Source organism: Bradyrhizobium sp. UFLA05-153 (assembly GCF_054185185.1).
The window spans coordinates 1-16,363 of sequence record NZ_JBBIAM010000119.1; the positions used below are offsets into that span (position 1 = coordinate 1).

The following is a 16,363-nucleotide window of genomic DNA, read 5'->3' on the forward strand; positions in this document are numbered from 1 at the left end:
GTGTATAAGAGACAGATGCCGACATGGCCGGACACATGAAGAAAGGCTTCGTTTACGGCGAGCGCGGCGGCGAGCATTGGCGCGAGCGCCATGATGGGCGCGGGCACGGGCGCCACCTCGGCCGCCGCCGGAGCGATCCCTCCACGCCAACCGGCGAATACGGCACGGACATGGAAGGGCGCGCACCGCGCGGACGGCGTGCCGCCGATTTCGATTACCGGCGTGCCGGCCGCCGGTTCGGCGATGGTCCAAGGGCCGCGACCGCTTCGGCCAGCGTGGCGCCGAACGGAAGCGGGGCGAGCAGGGCGTCCGATGTGAGTCTAATTTGCTGGCTGGGGTTCCAGTAAGTGGGCGTAAAGTGGCGTTCTTGAACTCAACAGCGATGGAGGAGCTTCATGGTGGGTCAGCAGACCGGTAATTTCGGATCGTGGACCTCTCCCATCACAGCCGGCGTGGCTGTGGCCGAAACCGGATCACTCTCGGAGCCGCGGATTGATGGCGACAATATCTACTGGATCGAGGGAAGACCCCTAGAGAAGGGCCGCAACATTGTCGTGGCCAGAGCCGCCGACGGCACGATCAGAGATATTACGCCGTCGCCTTTCAGCGTAAGATCGCAGGTGTATAGCTACGGTGGGGGCGCCTACGCCGTCAGCAACGACGTCATGTATTTCGTCAATTTCGGCGACAATCAAATCTACCAGCAGGTTGCGGGCAGCGCTCCGACGAAAATCACGTCGAGTGCGAATTGCTTGTTTGCAGACATTTGCGTCGACGCCGCTCGAAATCGGCTAATCGCGATCAAAGAGGAGCGCCCGAACGGCGACGTCGTTAAAGCGATCCATACGCTGGTCGCCATCGACATCGCGACGGGCCGTGAAGCAACGCTCGACAGCGGATGTGACTTCTACTCCTCGCCGACGCTCAACGTCGATGGATCAAAACTTGCGTGGCTAAGCTGGCAACATCCAAACATGCCGTGGACTTCCACTAATCTGAATGTCGCAGGTCTCGATCAGGCAGGCACGTTGACAGACAAACAAATTGTCCAGGGCGGTTCCGAATCGATATTTCAGCCACAATGGTCGCCGGACGGGAGACTCTACTTCATTTCCGACCGCACAGATTTCTGGAACCTGTACCGTTGGAACGCCTCCGGCGTGGAGCACATCTTGGCTCGAGACGCGGAATTCGGTGTCCCTCAATGGCTGCTCGGCCTCTCGACCTACGCGTTTATGTCACCCGAGATTCTGATCTACTCGTTTGTCCAAAACGGTAGCCGGCGCCTGGGCCGACTAGAACTGCCGACATTGATCGCTCACGACTATCCGATGGAATTTTCCTCCTTGTCGGGTGTGCACGCGACGGCAACGACAATAGTGATCCGTTATGCCACCATGACATCGCCGCCGGCAATCGCGACCGTCGATGTGAACACGGGAGCGGTTTCGCCGATCAAGCTCTTGGTCTCATCAGCCAGCTTGCAAGATTTCCAGAACTACTTTTCGACGCCGCAATCGATCGAATTTCGAACAGGCGATGGCGAAATTGCCCATGCCTTCTATTATCCTCCCTACAATCCAGACTGGCGGGCGCCAGCCTCGGAAAGGCCTCCGTTACTCGTGAAAAGCCACGGCGGGCCAACCACCGCGACCGATTCGGCGCTCGATCTTTCGGTACAATTCTGGACCAGTCGGGGATTCGGTGTCCTTGATGTGAACTATCGCGGAAGCACTGGGTATGGAAGGAAATACCGGGAAAGGCTTTACGGCCAATGGGGTGTCATTGACGTCGCAGATTGCATTTCGGGCGCGAAATTCCTTGCCGCTCGTGGCGATGTCGACGACAGAAAGCTAGCAGTCAGGGGCGGCAGCGCTGGTGGCTATACCACGTTGTGCGGGCTCACCTTTCGTACCGAATTTGCCGCTGGTGCGAGCTACTACGGAATCAGTGATCTGGTCGCACTCGCCACCGAGACCCATAAGTTCGAGTCGCACTACACTGACTGGCTCATTGAGCCATTCAGGCCCAACAGCGCACTTTACCACGACCGTTCGCCGATCAATTTCGCCGACAGGCTCTCCGCTCCAGTGATATTTCTTCACGGTAACGACGATCCGGTCGTGCCGATCAATCAGGCGCAAAGCATGTATTGCTCGCTTCAACGCCGAAACGTCCCGACCTGTCTACTCATATTCCAGCACGAGAAGCACGGGTTTCGTCAATCTGCACATCTTCGCCAGGCGCTTGAAGCGGAGCTTCTGTTCTATTCAATGAACCTGACACGGGCCCCGCTTACGTCGTGACGTCACCGCAGAGCTCTTGAGCATTTCGGAGCGATACGGGCGGAGGTCCGCAACTACATCGCGGGACTCTGCAAAACAAGCGGTCGAGCGCGGCTGGCTCGAGCTGCACGAGAGCGGGACCTATGTCCGGCTCCTACAGGCCGAGACCGCCAACTGAGGCGCTATCGAAGGGAGCCCGCCATTCGCGACGGGCTCAAGGCTAAGGGAGAAAAGCGCCATGAAGGACGCGGCAAAAGCATACGGCGAGTCGCGCCGATGCACTGTGTCGCGATTGACACTGTGGACAAGAAAACGCCCCTAGCGCTGAAGGTTGAGCCGGGGTTGGGGGCGGTCTTGCGACGGTCTGATAGAGGCGGACGGCCGCAAGCTGATCACGCTGCGCGACGCCGGCGCTAGGGTCCGGCGGAGCCGCGGCTCTGCCTCAACTAGATGCCGTAATGGGCCCTGCTCCGAGCAAGGGGTGGTGATGATGGTGGCTGTCCTCCGATAGATGATGAAATGGGGTCACGACTTGAGTCGGCCCCAAGCATCTGGAGACGGAGGACAGCCGTGGAGAACTATGCCGGAATTGACTGTCATTCGGCCTGCAAATATTGCAGGCCGAATAACAGAATGACGCGGCAGACACATGAAACACGCATGATCACCCCTCCCACGTCCACACTGGGAACGCATGGCCGATAACAGCCGACGCAGGCAGAAACCCAAAATATCGACCATCCAGAGAGTCGTCGGCTGCCAGTTCATGAGAAAGAGTTCGCCCTCGCCGACCAGCGACAGCCATCCCACTTGGGCAGCGGTCGGTCGCGCCCGTCGCGATCCCTCGCCTCGCCCACCGCAATCTCGTCGACCGAAATCGCGAGCCCGGTTCTGCAGGCCGTCTGCCCCGGAAGTGCCAGCACGCGTTTGAGCATTGCGACGCCGGCGGGCAGATAGCCGTTCAGGTCGAGAAAGGTCGCAAGCGGCTCTGGCGGCAGAACGGCGACCAGCTCCGTGACTGAGAGGCTTTCCGCAGACCGCAAACGTTAGAGGCCGATCGGAACACTCGCGGATGCATTCCAGATGTAGAGTGGTTCTACGATCATCGTCGCGACAAGGGCAGCAGCAGCGCCAAACATCGCGAATATGGAATCGCTGACCTTCCGCGGTGCAGAGGCGACCGTCTCACCACGCACGCTGTCTCGACTTTCAACCGCCTCTTTGCACATGGCACGTAGAGCTCTGTTAATGCGCCGCTCGGCGTCCGAACGTCGCATGGCCAACGCAAACTGCAAAGCTGGAGCCAGCTTACCGAGATTCAAAGTACGAACGGGATAGCTAAGGCCCATCCTGGCGTCTGAGACCGTCAGAAGTGATACACCCAAGCCAGCATTCACCATCGCGAAGATTGACGGAAAAGACTGGAGTTAATCTGTCCCACACAGGAACGATCGCATCCGCCGAGAAATCAGCAAAGACGCCGGCGCTTCCTCCAAAACCACGACGAACCTCGACGCGCGTGCGGAACCAATCGACCGGAATATTCGATGAACCTACCGAGTTCGATAGTCGTCCTGACGTCGTAAAGCCCGTTAAGCGCGGCATCGCTGCCCGCCTTGCGGCTGGGCAGCAACGTGCCAACCGGACCGGCTCGGAACGCCCCATAGTCAAACAGCGCAATGCCCGAGCTATCTCGCGGACTGATGAATTGTTGCCGAGATCCAGCGCGTTGAACGTTGACAATTGGAATCGGGCCCAGCATACCGCGCGTCGCCCCCTCGAAGGCGGGCTTAAAATTTCCCCAATACCGATCGTCACCGTCCACAAGCCGGCTGGCGTCGGAAGAAACGGTACCGCCAGCGGCGGCACTGGCAGGGTCCATATCGACGAATCCGGTGGCGTTGATTGCGCGCACGCCATGGAGGGCAATGCGACTACCCCGCAGACGATGAATAGCCGGGACAAGATTCCGTTGCGCGAGTTGCACGTGTTTTCTTAACTTGCTTTCGGAGGAGGACGGTGGATCGCTGTGCGAGGCGACGTGCGTCTCAATCGTCGTCGGATTCATCGTCGTCTCCGGGAGCAACTACGCAGAACACCAAGCACCTACACTCATTCGGGGGTATCTCGCTTCGGCTGCTGTCGCTGACCGACAAATAAGCAAAGGTGCCAACCAGCGCATCGCGCCAATCGTCGTCGAAGCACCATGCCTCATACCTGGGCAGCAGCGACGCGATACAGACACCCAAAGGAAGCAACAGCGACTTGATGCGCGTCATGAGGAGGACAGACCCACAACTTTGTACGGCCAACGAACCGAATTTGTTGGTGGTTAGAGTCCACCAACCAGGTGTTCCTCGAATATCCCCAAGACCGCCGTTTTGTTAACCAGTGTGACCTCTTCCCGAACGGAAACACTGAGTTACAATCATTTTGACGCTTCAGGCGCAGCTCGTTAGGAGATGCGCGCCGGATTGCGGCTGCTGGATTGAAGATCAACTATCGCGCGACGAGATCGCGACCGATCACCTGCCAAGCAGGCCCACCTGCGCTATTTGCGCGCGACTACTGGGTGAGCCGTGTCCGCCCGTTCAAGGATATCGAGATCCTGACGCCTGATGAAGCCGGCCTCTACGGCGCCATCACCTCCTTCCGCCTTGCCGGCAAGACGAGCAAGGCCGATAACGACGCCGTCGTTGCGAAGCTCAGGGACGGGGACAAGGTGCACACTGTGCGCCGGGCGGGTGTCGCCAAGGGGCAATGCATCCGCGTGACGCCGGCGCTCTATACCGAGGAGGCGGATCTCGGCCGCCTCGTCGAGACGCCCGCCATCATCACCGGCACAAAGGCGGGCTCCTTAGCTTCACCTCCGCAAGTGGTTTGACGGCTTACAGGGTTTTCCGGCGGCGTGCATCCGACCGCCCCTGAATTCGCATTGCACAACGACATGAGACGCCCCTCAATCCCGATCGGCGGGCATTGAGGTCCCGGAGCGGAACGCCATATTTTCGGCAAGGGAGTCCTTGCCGTGCAGACTGTAAAGGCGGCCCTCGTTGCGGCGATTGCAGTCGTCGCCCTCGTTGTCTCCCTCCGTCCCGGTTTCGCGGAGGAGAGCGGCAAAGTTGTACTGACTATATCGATCGACGGAGCGATCGGACCGGCGTCGGCCAGTTACGTGAAGGACGCTCTGGCCAGGGCCGGCGAACGACACGCCGAGGCCGTCGTTCTGCGTCTGAATACACCGGGCGGTCTCAACACCAGCATGCGCGAGATCATCGCCGATGTGCTCGCCTCGCCCGTTCCTGTCATCGGCTATGTCGCTCCCTCCGGGGCCCATGCCGCGAGCGCCGGGACCTATATTCTCTATGCGACCCATATCGCCGTCATGGCACCGGGCACCAATATCGGTGCCGCAACGCCGGTGCAGATCGGCGGCCCGATACCGGGGCTGCCGAGCGGCACTCCGGACAAGGACGGCAAGGACAACAAGGATGGCGACCGCCAGGGCGAGCCGAAGGACGCCATGACGGCAAAGGTGACGAATGATGCCGTCGCCTTCATCCGCAGCCTCGCCGAACTGCGTAACCACAACGCTGACTGGGCCGAGAAGGCGGTCCGCGAGGCCGCGACCCTCTCTGCCAACGGCGCGTTGCAGGCCCATGTCATCGACCTCATCGCACGCGATCCGGCCGAGTTGCTCAGGCAGATCGATGGCCGCGTGGTGGAGGTTGCAGGCGGCAAGACCCAACGTCTAGCGACAAAGGATGCCGTCCTCGAGACCATCGATCCCGGATGGATCTCGCGCTTCCTGGCGGTCATCACCGATCCCAACATTGCGTTCATTCTCCTGATGGTCGGCATCTACGGCTTGATCTTCGAATTCATGTCTCCCGGCGCGGTCGCTCCAGGGGTTGTTGGCGCGATCTGCCTCCTGCTGGGCCTCTATGCCCTCAACCTCTTGCCGATCAACTACGCGGGGTTCGCCTTGATGCTGATCGGAATCGCGCTGCTCGCCATCGAAGCCTTCAATCCGACCATCGTGATCGGCCTCGGAGGGGTCATCGCCTTTGTGCTGGGAGCGCTGATGCTCATCAGGGTCGAGGCGCCCGGCTACCGGCTGTCGTGGTGGGTCATCGGCATCACTGCGGCGATAATCATTGGCTTTATTCTTGTCGTGCTTGGCTCGCTTCGCCGCGCCCGCAAGGGTCCTGCACGGGTCGGCGCGCAAGCCATGCGAGGTCTCCCTGCCGAGGTCCTCGACTGGAACGAGAACGAAGGCCACGTGTTCGCTCATGGTGAGCGCTGGCAGGCGCGCAGCGCCGAGATGTTCAAGCCCGGAGAGGTGGTCGAAGTGGCCAACATCGTCGATTTGACGCTTGTGGTACGGCGGGTGCCCGCCGCCGCCGGCGAGGGAGGTACAGCATGATGCTTGAATATTTGACTTATGCAGCGCTTGCGCTGCTCGTCGTCATATTTCTCACCCAGGCCATTCGCATCTTAAGGGAATACGAGCGCGGCGTCGTCTTCACGCTCGGCCGCTTCACCGGCGTGAAGGGCCCGGGCCTCATCATCCTCATTCCAATCGTCCAGCAACTCGTGAAGGTCGATCTCAGGGTGATGGTGCAAGTCGTTCCACCCCAGGATGTGATTTCGCGCGACAACGTCTCGGTCAAGGTCAACGCCGTTCTCTATTTTCGCATCGTCGATCCCGAGCGCGCCATCATCAAGGTCGGCGACTACATGGCCGCGACCAGCCAGCTCGCACAGACCACGCTACGCTCGGTGCTCGGCAAGCACGAGCTCGACGAGATGCTGGCGGAACGCGACAGGTTGAACGCAGATATCCAGGAGATCCTCGACAAGCAGACCGACGTGTGGGGTATCAAGGTCACCGGGATCGAGATCAAGGATGTCGACCTCAACGAAACCATGGTGCGCGCGATCGCCAAGCAGGCCGAGGCGGAGCGTCTGCGACGCGCCAAGGTCATCAACGCGATGGGTGAGGAGCAGGCCGCCGAGAAGCTCGTCGAGGCCGGCCGCATCCTCGCCCAGGAGCCGCAGGCGATGCAGCTCCGCTATTTCGCAGCGCTGCATGACATCGCGAGCGAACGGTCATCGACCATCGTCTTTCCGCTCCCGATCAACCTGCTTGAACGCCTTGGGCTACGAAGCGATTCCGCGTGACCCGGCCATTTGCCGGAAGGGACACGAACAGTCTGATAGAATCAGAACCGTCGTCCGGCGGCCAAGCCCGCAAAATCGCAAGGTGCGCGCAAGAATCGTAGATTTTGGTAGCGGGGGAGGGCTACCTACGTTCCCCCCGACAGGTCTTCCCTGAATTTATGGTTTCCGTGGCCTAACCTGCGAGTAGAACCCGCCCCCTAAACGCTGGACCACGGATGTGCGCTCGCAATCGTCCGATCGGCGCGCCGCCGTGCGCGCCATAGCCGGGTCCAAGAAGTTCGGATTATTCAATGTACCCGGACGATGGCCCATTCGGTGAGCTAAGGTCAGCCGGGGGGCCACGGGAAAGGGCAGCCGTGCTGGCTGGATACGCGCCGCCGTAGCAAGTACTTATAGTTGGGGGATGCGCCCAGTCCTGGACAGCATTCCCCGTTGTGGGCTTCCTTTACGGAGGTCTTTTAAACTCTTCCATAGATGGGAGAGAAAGGTGGAGATGGAGGGACTAGCTCCCTCGGGGCTTTGAGCCCGCTAGATGACATCTCCCTGCACTGAAAGCCCTAGCCGAGGAGGCTAGGGCTTTTGCATTTCCAGTGCGGATTGTGGGGTGGTTGATGGCTATCGATCATGTGACGCCAAAGCGGCTCTCGCTGCGCCCCGATGACAAGCCGATGACGGCGAACTATATCCGCGAGCGGCACAATGAGATTGCCTCTTCCGATAACATCGAAATGCAAATGGTTATGCTGCCGGCGGCCTTCAAAAGGAAAAGTTTCCCGCCCCGGTTAGCGTTATTCTAGGTCAACTCCATTGCGGCTGTGCAGATCGAGTAGTCGTCGCGGGAGCAGCCTGACGGACGACACAAGAGTAGACTGGTTGCACGAGCTGCGATTTTTTCTGAGAGGGTTGCAATGATGCCGACTGTTGCGGAACTCCTCACGCGAAAGCAGCGGCTCTTAGAGCGGCTGCAAGAGGAGCGTCGCTTGAATAGCAAGATGAAATCGAGCGCCTGTTGGTGAGCATCAATACCATGTTGAATTCGCTCGACGGGACGCCGATCGAAACGAGGATGCGGCATTAGTTAGGCGAGGCTACGGACGCCAGCCAAGCTGCATCAGCCTATGATGCGATATTTCCTTGTGCGCTTCTTGCGTGGTCGAGGCGCGCGAAGACCCCGTCCGGACCGAGGAGACCTTATGGTGCTGTGCACGAATTGCCATCGCATCATCAGACGATCCAAGTGGCCTCGCATCGTTCAAAGCGCGATTGGCAACGTTGAGCCTTCACATCAGTCTTCCCTCGTCAGATGCTTTAGGGTGGCGTTGCAAGCCTGCTCGGCTTCGGCGAGCATTTTGAAGGGCGAGCCGCCGATCTTGACCGCGCCGCTACCCCCGATAGCTCGGCGCCACGACGCCACATAGCCGGCGCGCCCGCGAAAGCCGGGGCCGTTGGGGCTCTCATAGCTGATCACGAACGAAAAGCCTGCGTTGCTTGCGCTCCAGATTTCCGGGTGCTCGACGGCACGGTGGAATTCCAGGGCCATCGCCGTCGTTTACCTGTAAGGGATAGCAAATATCAGTCGTTTGAACCGATGGCGCTCGCCAGTCTGTTCGAAAGCCGACAAGCAGACGCCTTTTCAGTCGCAAGTGTGGGAATTGGGACACTAGCGCCCCGGACCAGCGGCGGCCGGCTTGCGGTGGCGCCTCAGCATTCTCCGCGCCATCGTCACCAAGTCCGGCGACAGCACCTGCCAGTAGATTGGCATTTTCGTCTCGGTGGCGGGCTGTCGCTCTCGCCGTGCCCAACTGCATCGACTTCCAGGAATTTTCCTTCCGCGCCGGCAACGCGCTACGAGGAATTCACCGGAACGAATACGGGCAACCAAAGTTGATAGGCGCTATGGTCAAGCCCTCGCCCGGAATGCGCAGAGTGTTGAGGCAGGCGCACCTGTACGGCCACCGGCCACCTGGTCGCGCACAATGGGAAGCTGTACTGCCCCGGCGACAACCACCGTTTATGCAGCGAGGAGACCGCAATCGCGATGGTCAAGGCAGGCTGGCTCAGGCATCGGGGCGAGGACTATGAGGTTACGTCCGACGGCCTAAGGGCCGATGCGCGGCGCGATTAGCTTGGTCTGACCAGCGCGTCCGCCTCACGCAGAAAATGCTGGGCCTGCCCGATGAAATGCACCGCTTGCGAGGACCGCGGTTGGGTGTGCGAAAATCACCCCCATAAGCCATGGGAACGCATTGCACAGTGCGGCGGCGCCATCCCCACCCGTAGTTTTCCCAAGTGGTCCGGCCGTCCCAGATCGAGTAGCGCTCCAATTGCCATGCAAGTCCATATCAATTCCCAGCGACCTCCGGCGTGCGAAAAATGCGAGCGTGAAATGATGCCGCTCGGACAATTGCCTCCGATCGGAGGCCGGAGAGCCGTGCGCGTCTATAGGTGCCTTCGCGGCCAGCGGATCGCATCGACGCCGGTTCAGGACTGAGGTCGAGGCTCGGAGTGCCCGGGAGCCTGGCCTCATGACCCTCAGCAGCCTAAACATCAGGTTGTTCGGCTACGGGGCGACGCCGGGACCGAGATGACGCTGATGCGCTGGGGCATGCCACCGCCGCCACGCACAGGCGGTGCGGCCAATAGTGGTTTAGTGCAGCGTGCCCCGATGCGGCGGATCGAAGTCGGATTGTTCATAAAAGTATTGCAGCTCGGCCTCGAGACGCTCGTTGATCAAGAGGAGTGCCTTTAGCGCCCCGTGAACGTCGCCACGGCATTCTTCGATCAATCTGTCTATCAAGTCGTTAATCGGCATCGTTGGCTCCCTTGCGTAGGGTTCCAACAGCCGCGCCTAGTAGGCTAAACTGAGACGACTTGCCTCCAATTCACAGCTGTTGGTGTGTGCGCGTGACATGCGAGCAACATCCAAGCAGAAAACTATAGGCGGTTGGATGAACACCGGGAATACTCCCCACAATTCACAGGGCACAAGCCGGAAACCAACTGCTATTGTCGGAGCACCGAGTCTGCGGTGAAGTGACGAAAAAAGCGGGCCGGTGTTGCAATTTCAAAACCCCGTTCTGCTCCAAAACGATAACCCAATCAATTGGCTCGGGGATGGGCGACCATGTTTGACGTTTATTTAAACGAAAGAAGCGATCTGCTCGTCGTTAGTAAAGGACTTCCGATACCCGTTGGTACGTTGGGGCGATGGCGCAAGTCTAAGAAGAAAGTTCTCAAAGTCAGTGACGAGATTAAGTCGGCGGTTCAGAGGCAAGGCTATTACGTGCGGAAGCTGAGAGACCTACCGATTAAGACGCGTTAGCGCTGGAGAGGCCGTCCGGCTGCATAATGTGCAACCTTGTCTGATTGCGGTTGCTGGCACAAGGGTTCAGCTCGTTACCGACAGCCTGCGAGGCTCGCTCTTGTCTACGAGGTCGACGTTCATAGCCGCCTCACGATGGTTGTCCGAAGATCGGGAGCTGCTATCTATTAGGCGCGTGCTGCAGGCACAGAGGTTGCAGCGCAGTCATCCCGACCTCGTCCTCGCAGGACGTCGTTCCCGCCTTTTCGGCGGATCCGCTGAATTGCTAATTGATCATGCGGTCGCCTCCTCGCGGGTCCACCGGAACTCGCTTCCATCTGCCCAGATCCGATGCATCACGATCGCTAATTTTCGTGCGACTGCTACGACCGCTCGGCGAAGGCCGCGTCGCTTGGCCACCCTTACACCCCAGGCTTTCAATGCGGCAACGCTGGGTGCGGGTAAGAAGTGCAAGCGCGGCCTGATAAAGTATGGTTCTGAGCATCACATCGCCGCACCTCGAAATAGCGCCGTCCCTTCCAGGCTGAGCCTTTCGAGCAGCAACCGCAATCACCCCATCTACAGCATCACCACCACCAAGCCGCCATCCTGGCGCTCTTCCGCGTGGTCAATCGCTACGTCGGCAACTTGCAGCCGATGCCCGGCGTCTTCCCCGACTATCCAGCTCCGGTGATCCGCAACACAGAAGCCGGGACCGAGATAGCGCTCATGCGCTGGGGCATGCCACCGCCGCCGCGCACAGGCGGGCCGCCGGTCACCAACATCCGCAACACGTCGTCGCCGCACTGGCGGGGCTGGCTCAAGCCGGAGAACCGGTGCTTGGTCCCGGCCAACAGCTTCGCCGAGTACGCGCCCGAGCCGAACCCGGAGACCAAGAAAAAGGATGCGGTCTGTTCGCGCTGAATGAGGACCGGCCGCTGTTCGCGTTTGCTGGCATCTGGACCGAGTTCAATGGTGATCGTGGCACCAAGTCCAAGCCCATCCCGGGCCGCATCAGGTCTACGGCTTCTTGACCACCTCACCGAATGCCGTCGTTGAACCGATCCACCCGAAGGCGATGCCGGTGATCCACGGCCTCCTCACGCGGCGTGGCAGCTAGCCAAATCCGGCGCTCTGCGTCATCGGTCGTGACTCGAACAAGGTGGATTTCCATCTGCTTACGACGCGCGTAGTCCGATTTGGTTTCTCTCTTCTGGATTGACGTAGTCGGCGGGGAACCATATGACAATTGGCCACTTAAGTTGTCGCGCGGCGCTCTGCGTCGCAGGCTGCGTCTTTTCAGACATAGTGCGGCGAATTAGGAGTTCTGACGAATGCAAGTCTTGGTTCGCGACAATAATGTCGAGCAGGCGCTTCGAATTCTAAAAAAGAAAATGCAACGCGAAGGCGTGTTCAGAGAAATGAAGGGGGCAAGCTTCTATGAGAAGCCCTCGGAAAAGGCGGCACGCCAGAAGTCCGAGGCGATTCGCCGCGCTCGCAAGCTGGCCCGGAAACAAGCTATTCGAGAGGGATTGATTGCCGCCCCAGTCAAGAAACCCAATGATAAGCGTCCGACCCGCGCGCTTCCGAGCATCGCAGCTACGAACCCCAAACAACCATAACCAATTCGGCTGCGCCTTGAATGGATAGAACTCCCCGACATTGAATCCGTACAGGAAGAAGCCGCTCGCTCATTGGTAGACATGGAAGAACGCAGTCAGGGGTAACGGCGATAGCTCCCCAGGGCACCGAATGGCCATCGAAGTCCGAGATGACAACGGCCCGGTGCTGCAAGGCTAAGTTCACGTTCGAAATGGACCAGACAGCATTGACGCTGCCACAGTTGGCACCGGGTACTTGTGTGTCCTTTTTTTGCTATACGCGGTGCGTGCGTCGGGCGTAGGCTGCCGTCATCACCGCGCCGCCCGTGGCCTTTATCGGTGACTGAGAGTGTTGTGCTCCCGCCCTCACAGTAGAAGGGAGCGTCTCATGCCCGACGCGCAGCTCACTAACAAGCTTTCACCCCGCGAGACGATGTGGCCCCGCTGCCCGAGGTGCGGAGGCAAGGTGGAAGTTCTCAGGGTTGTACCGGGAAGACCGGGGTTCGAGCACCGAACCTTGAGGTGTACTAACTGCCCAACGATATACGAAGCACAAGCTCCCGCAGACCCGATTAATTCCGAAGCTATGGGCTGGCTTCACAGTGGATTGAACCCGCCTCGATAAAAGCGGTGGTGGGGTCCTTGGCAGTGGCACCTGCGCTACTCGGCTTCCGGCCTCGCGCCATCGATCCGGTGCAGCTCCCGGTGAGCCAGTGGGCGTTAGATATTGGGCGCTATGTCCAAAACGACCCCATTGTGGTATTCCTCCAACGTACAAGCATAGAGGAAACGCCAATGGCAACGGGTACGGTGAAGTGGTTCAACGGTCAAAAGGGGTTCGGCTTCATCGCGCCGGATGACGGCGGCCAAGACGTTTTCGTGCATATCAGCGCAGTAGAGCGCGCCGGACTTTCTGGCTTGGCAGAAGGCCAAAAGATTTCTTACGAAGTCAAAGTCGACCCCAAGCGCGGCAAAAGCAGCGCAGAAAACCTGCGCGTTTGATGTCGGGCAAACCCGACAGTCAGTCTCCAGAGCAGCTTGCCAAAGCTAACAGGCTGCGACTAGCTAGAGCGGAAGCCGAGACGGCACTCCAAGAAGCCGAAGTTAAGGCTGTCGCCGTTCGCGCGAATATGGAGCGGCTTCGGGCTTTACGGCTGGCTCAAGAAGCACAAGCTGTCCGCACGGAAATCGCTACACAGAGACCAGCTACAAAGCCAAGACAAAAGAAGCGATAAGTGAATAAGAGGCCGCCGCAGTTGGCGGCCTTTTTCTATGTTCGCCTGACCGGTGACGTCGGCTTGTGGCCCCGTCTCACAGAACGCCGTTTCACACGCCCCCTCAGTTGCGACTTTCTGCTGATTGCCGACGAGGTGATTGAATAGCCATTCTGGCCGACGTCCGGTGTTGGCGCCCAAGCAGAACCAGGGGCTAAGCCATCGCAACGTCGTCTGTCAGGGCAACACCGGACATGCCGACCATTTTTGCACTGTCGATGTTGGCTGCGTAGGCCACGCTTCCTTTACCAATTAAAAACCATACGAAATGATCCGAAAATTCTAGCGAAACAACTTGGTAGGCTCTGCGTCGGTTTGTCGGAGGACATAACTCATGACAGAGCGCCAATTCAGAGAGCAGGAAATCCAGATCGCGCGCTACCGGCTACTGGCGCGGGAGGTCACTGATCCGCTGGCCGCGAGCTTGCTTTACGCCATAGTCGCAGAACTCGAAGCTGATCTGCAGAGGGATCGCGACATCGATGGGAACAATTGCCGGATCGGCATGCCTTCCTAGGCTCAACTGGCAAGCTGGCGCGGCAACGCCAGCACGATGTTGATCTCTCGCTCCGTATCTTGGACGCGATGATCGAAATGTGCAGCGCGAAGTCATCCTCGATCTTCGTCGCGTGTCCTCATTCTTGGCCTCGAACAGGATGTCGCCATCGACCTCATCGAACCTGATGCCAGCGAATAGACCGCCGAACATCATAGCGCCGACCATGAGCGCCGTGGGCTTGGATTGTCATTCGGCATGCAAAATTGGCTCTGACTCACTTTTGATGAAGTTCGGGCGCCCGGCTTGCATTGGTTCATAAGGGAATCAACATGATGCAGCGAGCGTTACGTCCGTCGGCCTTGGTCCCTCCTGGGTTTGTTGTGGAGAGTGCCGTCTGTGAGGGCACTGCAACCGTGATCACCGTGCGTCCGACGGGTGACACGGGCCTCTGTCCCGGATGCAGAGCCAGTTCTGGGCGGATCCATAGCCGATATCAGCGACGTCTCACCGATCTGCCGCTGGCTGGGCGACCGGTTCGGCTTATGGTCGTGGCGCGCTTGACGAGGTCCTGGTTCGCGCGTAGTGACCGATCTCGTCGCGGGCGCGGGCCTGCGTTTCAGCGAACGCGGTTCGTATGAGCTAAAGGGGCTGCCTGGCAAATGGGATCTGTTCGCGGCCAGCGGTTAGCTCTCCCTGCCTGCCGGCAGTCCCGACGGTCGCCCCATTGACCAGGTTGCTGCGGCCCGCCTGCGGCCTGTCATTAACCGATCAGGCGCCGGGAAAGGCCCAGATGTTCATGGTGGCTATACCTTCGCGCAGCTTCTTGATCGGAACGTAGTCCGGCGAATTCCAGAACGCGTGGATCGCCTCCATGTCGGGAAACTCGAACATGACGACCGGTCGCTGGTCGTGTTCACCTTCCAGTACCTCCACTTTCGCGCGTCTGGCGACAAGCTTTCCGCCGAAACCGGCCATGAACGGCACGACGGCTTGGACGTATTTCTGATACTGCGCTTCATCTTTGATCGTGTTTTGAACGATGAAATAGGCGGGCATAATCAACCTCTAGCGACAATGGATCCGAGAACAGAAGACATCCAGCCTAGCACGCCGCCCGGGGCGGGTCGTCCGGACCGAGGAGGGGCGCGAAGAAGATTTCGGCCAGGCAGGGAGGTCACACTCAGGTCCCGATTCTTACGGGCCGCCCGCCACCTGTCGTTTACACTATCCGCCTATGATAAGTCGTGCATGGGCAGCGACTACGATCCTCGAGGACAGGCCGAAGCGGCCATGAAGGAAGCCGTGCACGCCCGCGGCTTCGAGCGACAGCGCTGGATCCAGGTGGCGCAGGCATGGCTCGAGCTCGCCCGATCGCGCCCGGAGCCCGCGGCATCCGAGCGGTGAGCTAATCCTGCGGACACTCCGGGCAGGTGTCGCCGATCGAATCCAGAATATCGCGGATTTCGGCGACGGCTGCCTCGGGTGACACGCCGGGCGGCTGATCCCGTCGCGCGATGTCGAAGGCCCGCTTTCGCGCGTGCGGGTCGGCGCGGTCCTGCATCCAGCCGTGCTCCTCGCATTCGAAGATAGGCGCCCATTTCCTGCAGCGCGGAGATCGCCCAGCCCCGCAGCGTCCGGATCGCCGCCCGGTTCTCCTTCATCACCAGCATCGAAATTTCTCCTGCGCCGACACGAATCCTTGCGCCCGAGCTTCGTTCCGGCTGCTAACACAGGGTTCCGAATTGTGGGGCGTGCTGCTTTTCCACGTGTTCCGCCAAGCTGTGGACGACCTCGTCGCTAGGGACAGCGCGCCAGATAATGCCTCCACGAAAGAGGTAGAAGCCGAGGTCTAGATCCCGCGGATTCTCGAGATCACCCGCATGCGGGAACAGATCCGCGCGCAGGAGCGCGAGATCCGAATGCTGCAGCGGGCCGGCGTCCCGACGGCATCGCAGAGCTGCTGTTGTGCGAATGCGGCGCGAAGGTCGAAAACCTCAGTCGAGAGCGCGAGATGCTACGGAACGCTGTCGCTGCGAAGACCACGCGAGGTTGAGATCTCTCAAACTGCGGGCGCAGCCGCCCTACATCATCGATAGCATCACGATGTCGACGATCATGAACGCAAATCCGGTCGTTGCCACGGCGACAAACGACCACTCAACGCTGTTCGCTGACACACCCACAGGAATCGAAAGGGGCCGCTTTTGGCGACCCCTTGC

The 16,363-nt window shown here is 59.7% G+C and carries 14 protein-coding genes and 4 pseudogenes; 11 read left to right on the forward strand and 7 right to left on the reverse strand.

Going from position 1 to position 16,363, the window contains the following annotated elements; genetic code table 11:
- Positions 1-395: 395 nt before the first annotated feature.
- On the forward strand, positions 396-2,306 hold the full coding sequence (locus tag Q2941_RS41375) for a S9 family peptidase (RefSeq protein WP_458196110.1): 1,911 nt from the start codon (positions 396-398) through the stop codon (positions 2,304-2,306).
- 643 nt (positions 2,307-2,949) lie between these two features.
- Here the strand turns inward: Q2941_RS41375 and Q2941_RS41380 are convergent.
- Both Q2941_RS41380 and Q2941_RS41385 read right to left on the reverse strand, forming a co-directional pair.
- Positions 2,950-3,424: pseudogene (locus Q2941_RS41380) on the reverse strand (S26 family signal peptidase).
- 329 nt (positions 3,425-3,753) lie between these two features.
- Positions 3,754-4,353: a MipA/OmpV family protein gene (locus Q2941_RS41385; protein ID WP_458196111.1), complete on the reverse strand. Its 600-nt coding sequence runs from the start codon at positions 4,351-4,353 to the stop codon at positions 3,754-3,756.
- A 504-nt stretch (positions 4,354-4,857) separates the two neighbouring features.
- On the opposite strand from Q2941_RS41385, the gene Q2941_RS41390 reads away from it, so the two are divergent.
- The 4 genes from Q2941_RS41390 (at position 4,858) to Q2941_RS41405 (ending at position 8,266) form a co-directional block, all read left to right on the forward strand.
- Positions 4,858-5,169: a hypothetical protein gene (locus Q2941_RS41390; protein WP_458196112.1), complete on the forward strand. Its 312-nt coding sequence runs from the start codon at positions 4,858-4,860 to the stop codon at positions 5,167-5,169.
- Positions 5,170-5,313: 144 nt separating this feature from the next.
- A complete protein-coding gene (locus tag Q2941_RS41395) occupies positions 5,314-6,711 on the forward strand; it encodes an NfeD family protein (RefSeq protein ID WP_458196113.1) in 1,398 nt (465 codons plus the stop codon).
- A complete protein-coding gene (locus tag Q2941_RS41400; RefSeq protein ID WP_458196114.1) occupies positions 6,708-7,469 on the forward strand; it encodes a slipin family protein in 762 nt (253 codons plus the stop codon). Before Q2941_RS41395 ends, Q2941_RS41400 begins: the two co-directional genes overlap by 4 nt.
- A gap of 611 nt (positions 7,470-8,080) precedes the next feature.
- Positions 8,081-8,266, forward strand: a complete 186-nt coding sequence (locus Q2941_RS41405; RefSeq protein ID WP_458196115.1) for a hypothetical protein — start codon at positions 8,081-8,083, stop codon at positions 8,264-8,266.
- 488 nt (positions 8,267-8,754) lie between these two features.
- Here Q2941_RS41405 and Q2941_RS41410 read toward each other — a convergent pair whose 3' ends face one another.
- The 3 genes and pseudogenes from Q2941_RS41410 to Q2941_RS41420 all read right to left on the reverse strand — a co-directional run.
- Entirely contained in the window at positions 8,755-9,009 is a 255-nt protein-coding gene (locus Q2941_RS41410; RefSeq protein WP_458196116.1) for a hypothetical protein, read from the reverse strand.
- Between the two features lie 1,107 nt (positions 9,010-10,116).
- A complete protein-coding gene (locus tag Q2941_RS41415; RefSeq protein ID WP_458196117.1) occupies positions 10,117-10,281 on the reverse strand; it encodes a hypothetical protein in 165 nt (54 codons plus the stop codon).
- A 783-nt stretch (positions 10,282-11,064) separates the two neighbouring features.
- Positions 11,065-11,326 (reverse strand): annotated as a pseudogene (locus Q2941_RS41420) (IS110 family RNA-guided transposase); the annotation flags it as partial.
- A gap of 21 nt (positions 11,327-11,347) precedes the next feature.
- Between Q2941_RS41420 and Q2941_RS41425 the strand changes: the two are divergent.
- From Q2941_RS41425 to Q2941_RS41445, 5 genes and pseudogenes are all read left to right on the forward strand, one after another.
- Positions 11,348-11,860, forward strand: a pseudogene (locus Q2941_RS41425) (SOS response-associated peptidase family protein); the annotation flags it as partial.
- Between the two features lie 244 nt (positions 11,861-12,104).
- Complete coding sequence (gene rpsU / locus Q2941_RS41430) at positions 12,105-12,392, forward strand: 30S ribosomal protein S21 (protein WP_458196118.1); 288 nt, start codon at positions 12,105-12,107, stop codon at positions 12,390-12,392.
- Positions 12,393-13,166: 774 nt separating this feature from the next.
- Complete coding sequence (locus Q2941_RS41435) at positions 13,167-13,373, forward strand: cold-shock protein (RefSeq protein WP_458196119.1); 207 nt, start codon at positions 13,167-13,169, stop codon at positions 13,371-13,373.
- Between the two features lie 606 nt (positions 13,374-13,979).
- Positions 13,980-14,162 carry a hypothetical protein gene (locus tag Q2941_RS41440; RefSeq protein ID WP_458196120.1) on the forward strand — a complete coding sequence of 61 codons (183 nt, stop codon included), beginning with the start codon at positions 13,980-13,982 and terminating at the stop codon, positions 14,160-14,162.
- A 314-nt stretch (positions 14,163-14,476) separates the two neighbouring features.
- Positions 14,477-14,782: a transposase family protein gene (locus tag Q2941_RS41445; protein WP_458196131.1), complete on the forward strand. Its 306-nt coding sequence runs from the start codon at positions 14,477-14,479 to the stop codon at positions 14,780-14,782.
- Positions 14,783-14,912: 130 nt separating this feature from the next.
- On the opposite strand, the gene Q2941_RS41450 is transcribed toward Q2941_RS41445, so the two are convergent.
- Complete coding sequence (locus tag Q2941_RS41450) at positions 14,913-15,200, reverse strand: DUF1330 domain-containing protein (protein WP_458196121.1); 288 nt, start codon at positions 15,198-15,200, stop codon at positions 14,913-14,915.
- Between the two features lie 192 nt (positions 15,201-15,392).
- On the opposite strand from Q2941_RS41450, the gene Q2941_RS41455 reads away from it, so the two are divergent.
- Positions 15,393-15,548, forward strand: coding sequence for a hypothetical protein (locus Q2941_RS41455; protein WP_458196122.1), 156 nt, complete (start codon positions 15,393-15,395; stop codon positions 15,546-15,548).
- 1 nt (position 15,549) lies between these two features.
- Here the strand turns inward: Q2941_RS41455 and Q2941_RS41460 are convergent.
- Positions 15,550-15,814 (reverse strand): annotated as a pseudogene (locus tag Q2941_RS41460) (hypothetical protein).
- Positions 15,815-16,363: the final 549 nt, after the last annotated feature.

What these genes read in the sequence shown, in the direction of transcription:
- Q2941_RS41405 (WP_458196115.1), top strand. Translation starts at nt 8,081, where the DNA reads ATGGCTATCGATCATGTGACGCCAAAGCGGCTCTCGCTGCGCCCCGAT.
- Q2941_RS41410 (WP_458196116.1), bottom strand. Translation starts at nt 9,009, where the DNA reads ATGGCCCTGGAATTCCACCGTGCCGTCGAGCACCCGGAAATCTGGAGC.
- Q2941_RS41415 (WP_458196117.1), bottom strand. Translation starts at nt 10,281, where the DNA reads ATGCCGATTAACGACTTGATAGACAGATTGATCGAAGAATGCCGTGGC.
- Q2941_RS41440 (WP_458196120.1), top strand. Translation starts at nt 13,980, where the DNA reads ATGACAGAGCGCCAATTCAGAGAGCAGGAAATCCAGATCGCGCGCTAC.
- Q2941_RS41375 (WP_458196110.1), top strand. Translation starts at nt 396, where the DNA reads ATGGTGGGTCAGCAGACCGGTAATTTCGGATCGTGGACCTCTCCCATC.
- rpsU (WP_458196118.1), top strand. Translation starts at nt 12,105, where the DNA reads ATGCAAGTCTTGGTTCGCGACAATAATGTCGAGCAGGCGCTTCGAATT.
- Q2941_RS41435 (WP_458196119.1), top strand. Translation starts at nt 13,167, where the DNA reads ATGGCAACGGGTACGGTGAAGTGGTTCAACGGTCAAAAGGGGTTCGGC.
- Q2941_RS41385 (WP_458196111.1), bottom strand. Translation starts at nt 4,353, where the DNA reads ATGAATCCGACGACGATTGAGACGCACGTCGCCTCGCACAGCGATCCA.
- Q2941_RS41400 (WP_458196114.1), top strand. Translation starts at nt 6,708, where the DNA reads ATGATGCTTGAATATTTGACTTATGCAGCGCTTGCGCTGCTCGTCGTC.
- Q2941_RS41445 (WP_458196131.1), top strand. Translation starts at nt 14,477, where the DNA reads ATGCAGCGAGCGTTACGTCCGTCGGCCTTGGTCCCTCCTGGGTTTGTT.
- Q2941_RS41450 (WP_458196121.1), bottom strand. Translation starts at nt 15,200, where the DNA reads ATGCCCGCCTATTTCATCGTTCAAAACACGATCAAAGATGAAGCGCAG.
- Q2941_RS41455 (WP_458196122.1), top strand. Translation starts at nt 15,393, where the DNA reads ATGGGCAGCGACTACGATCCTCGAGGACAGGCCGAAGCGGCCATGAAG.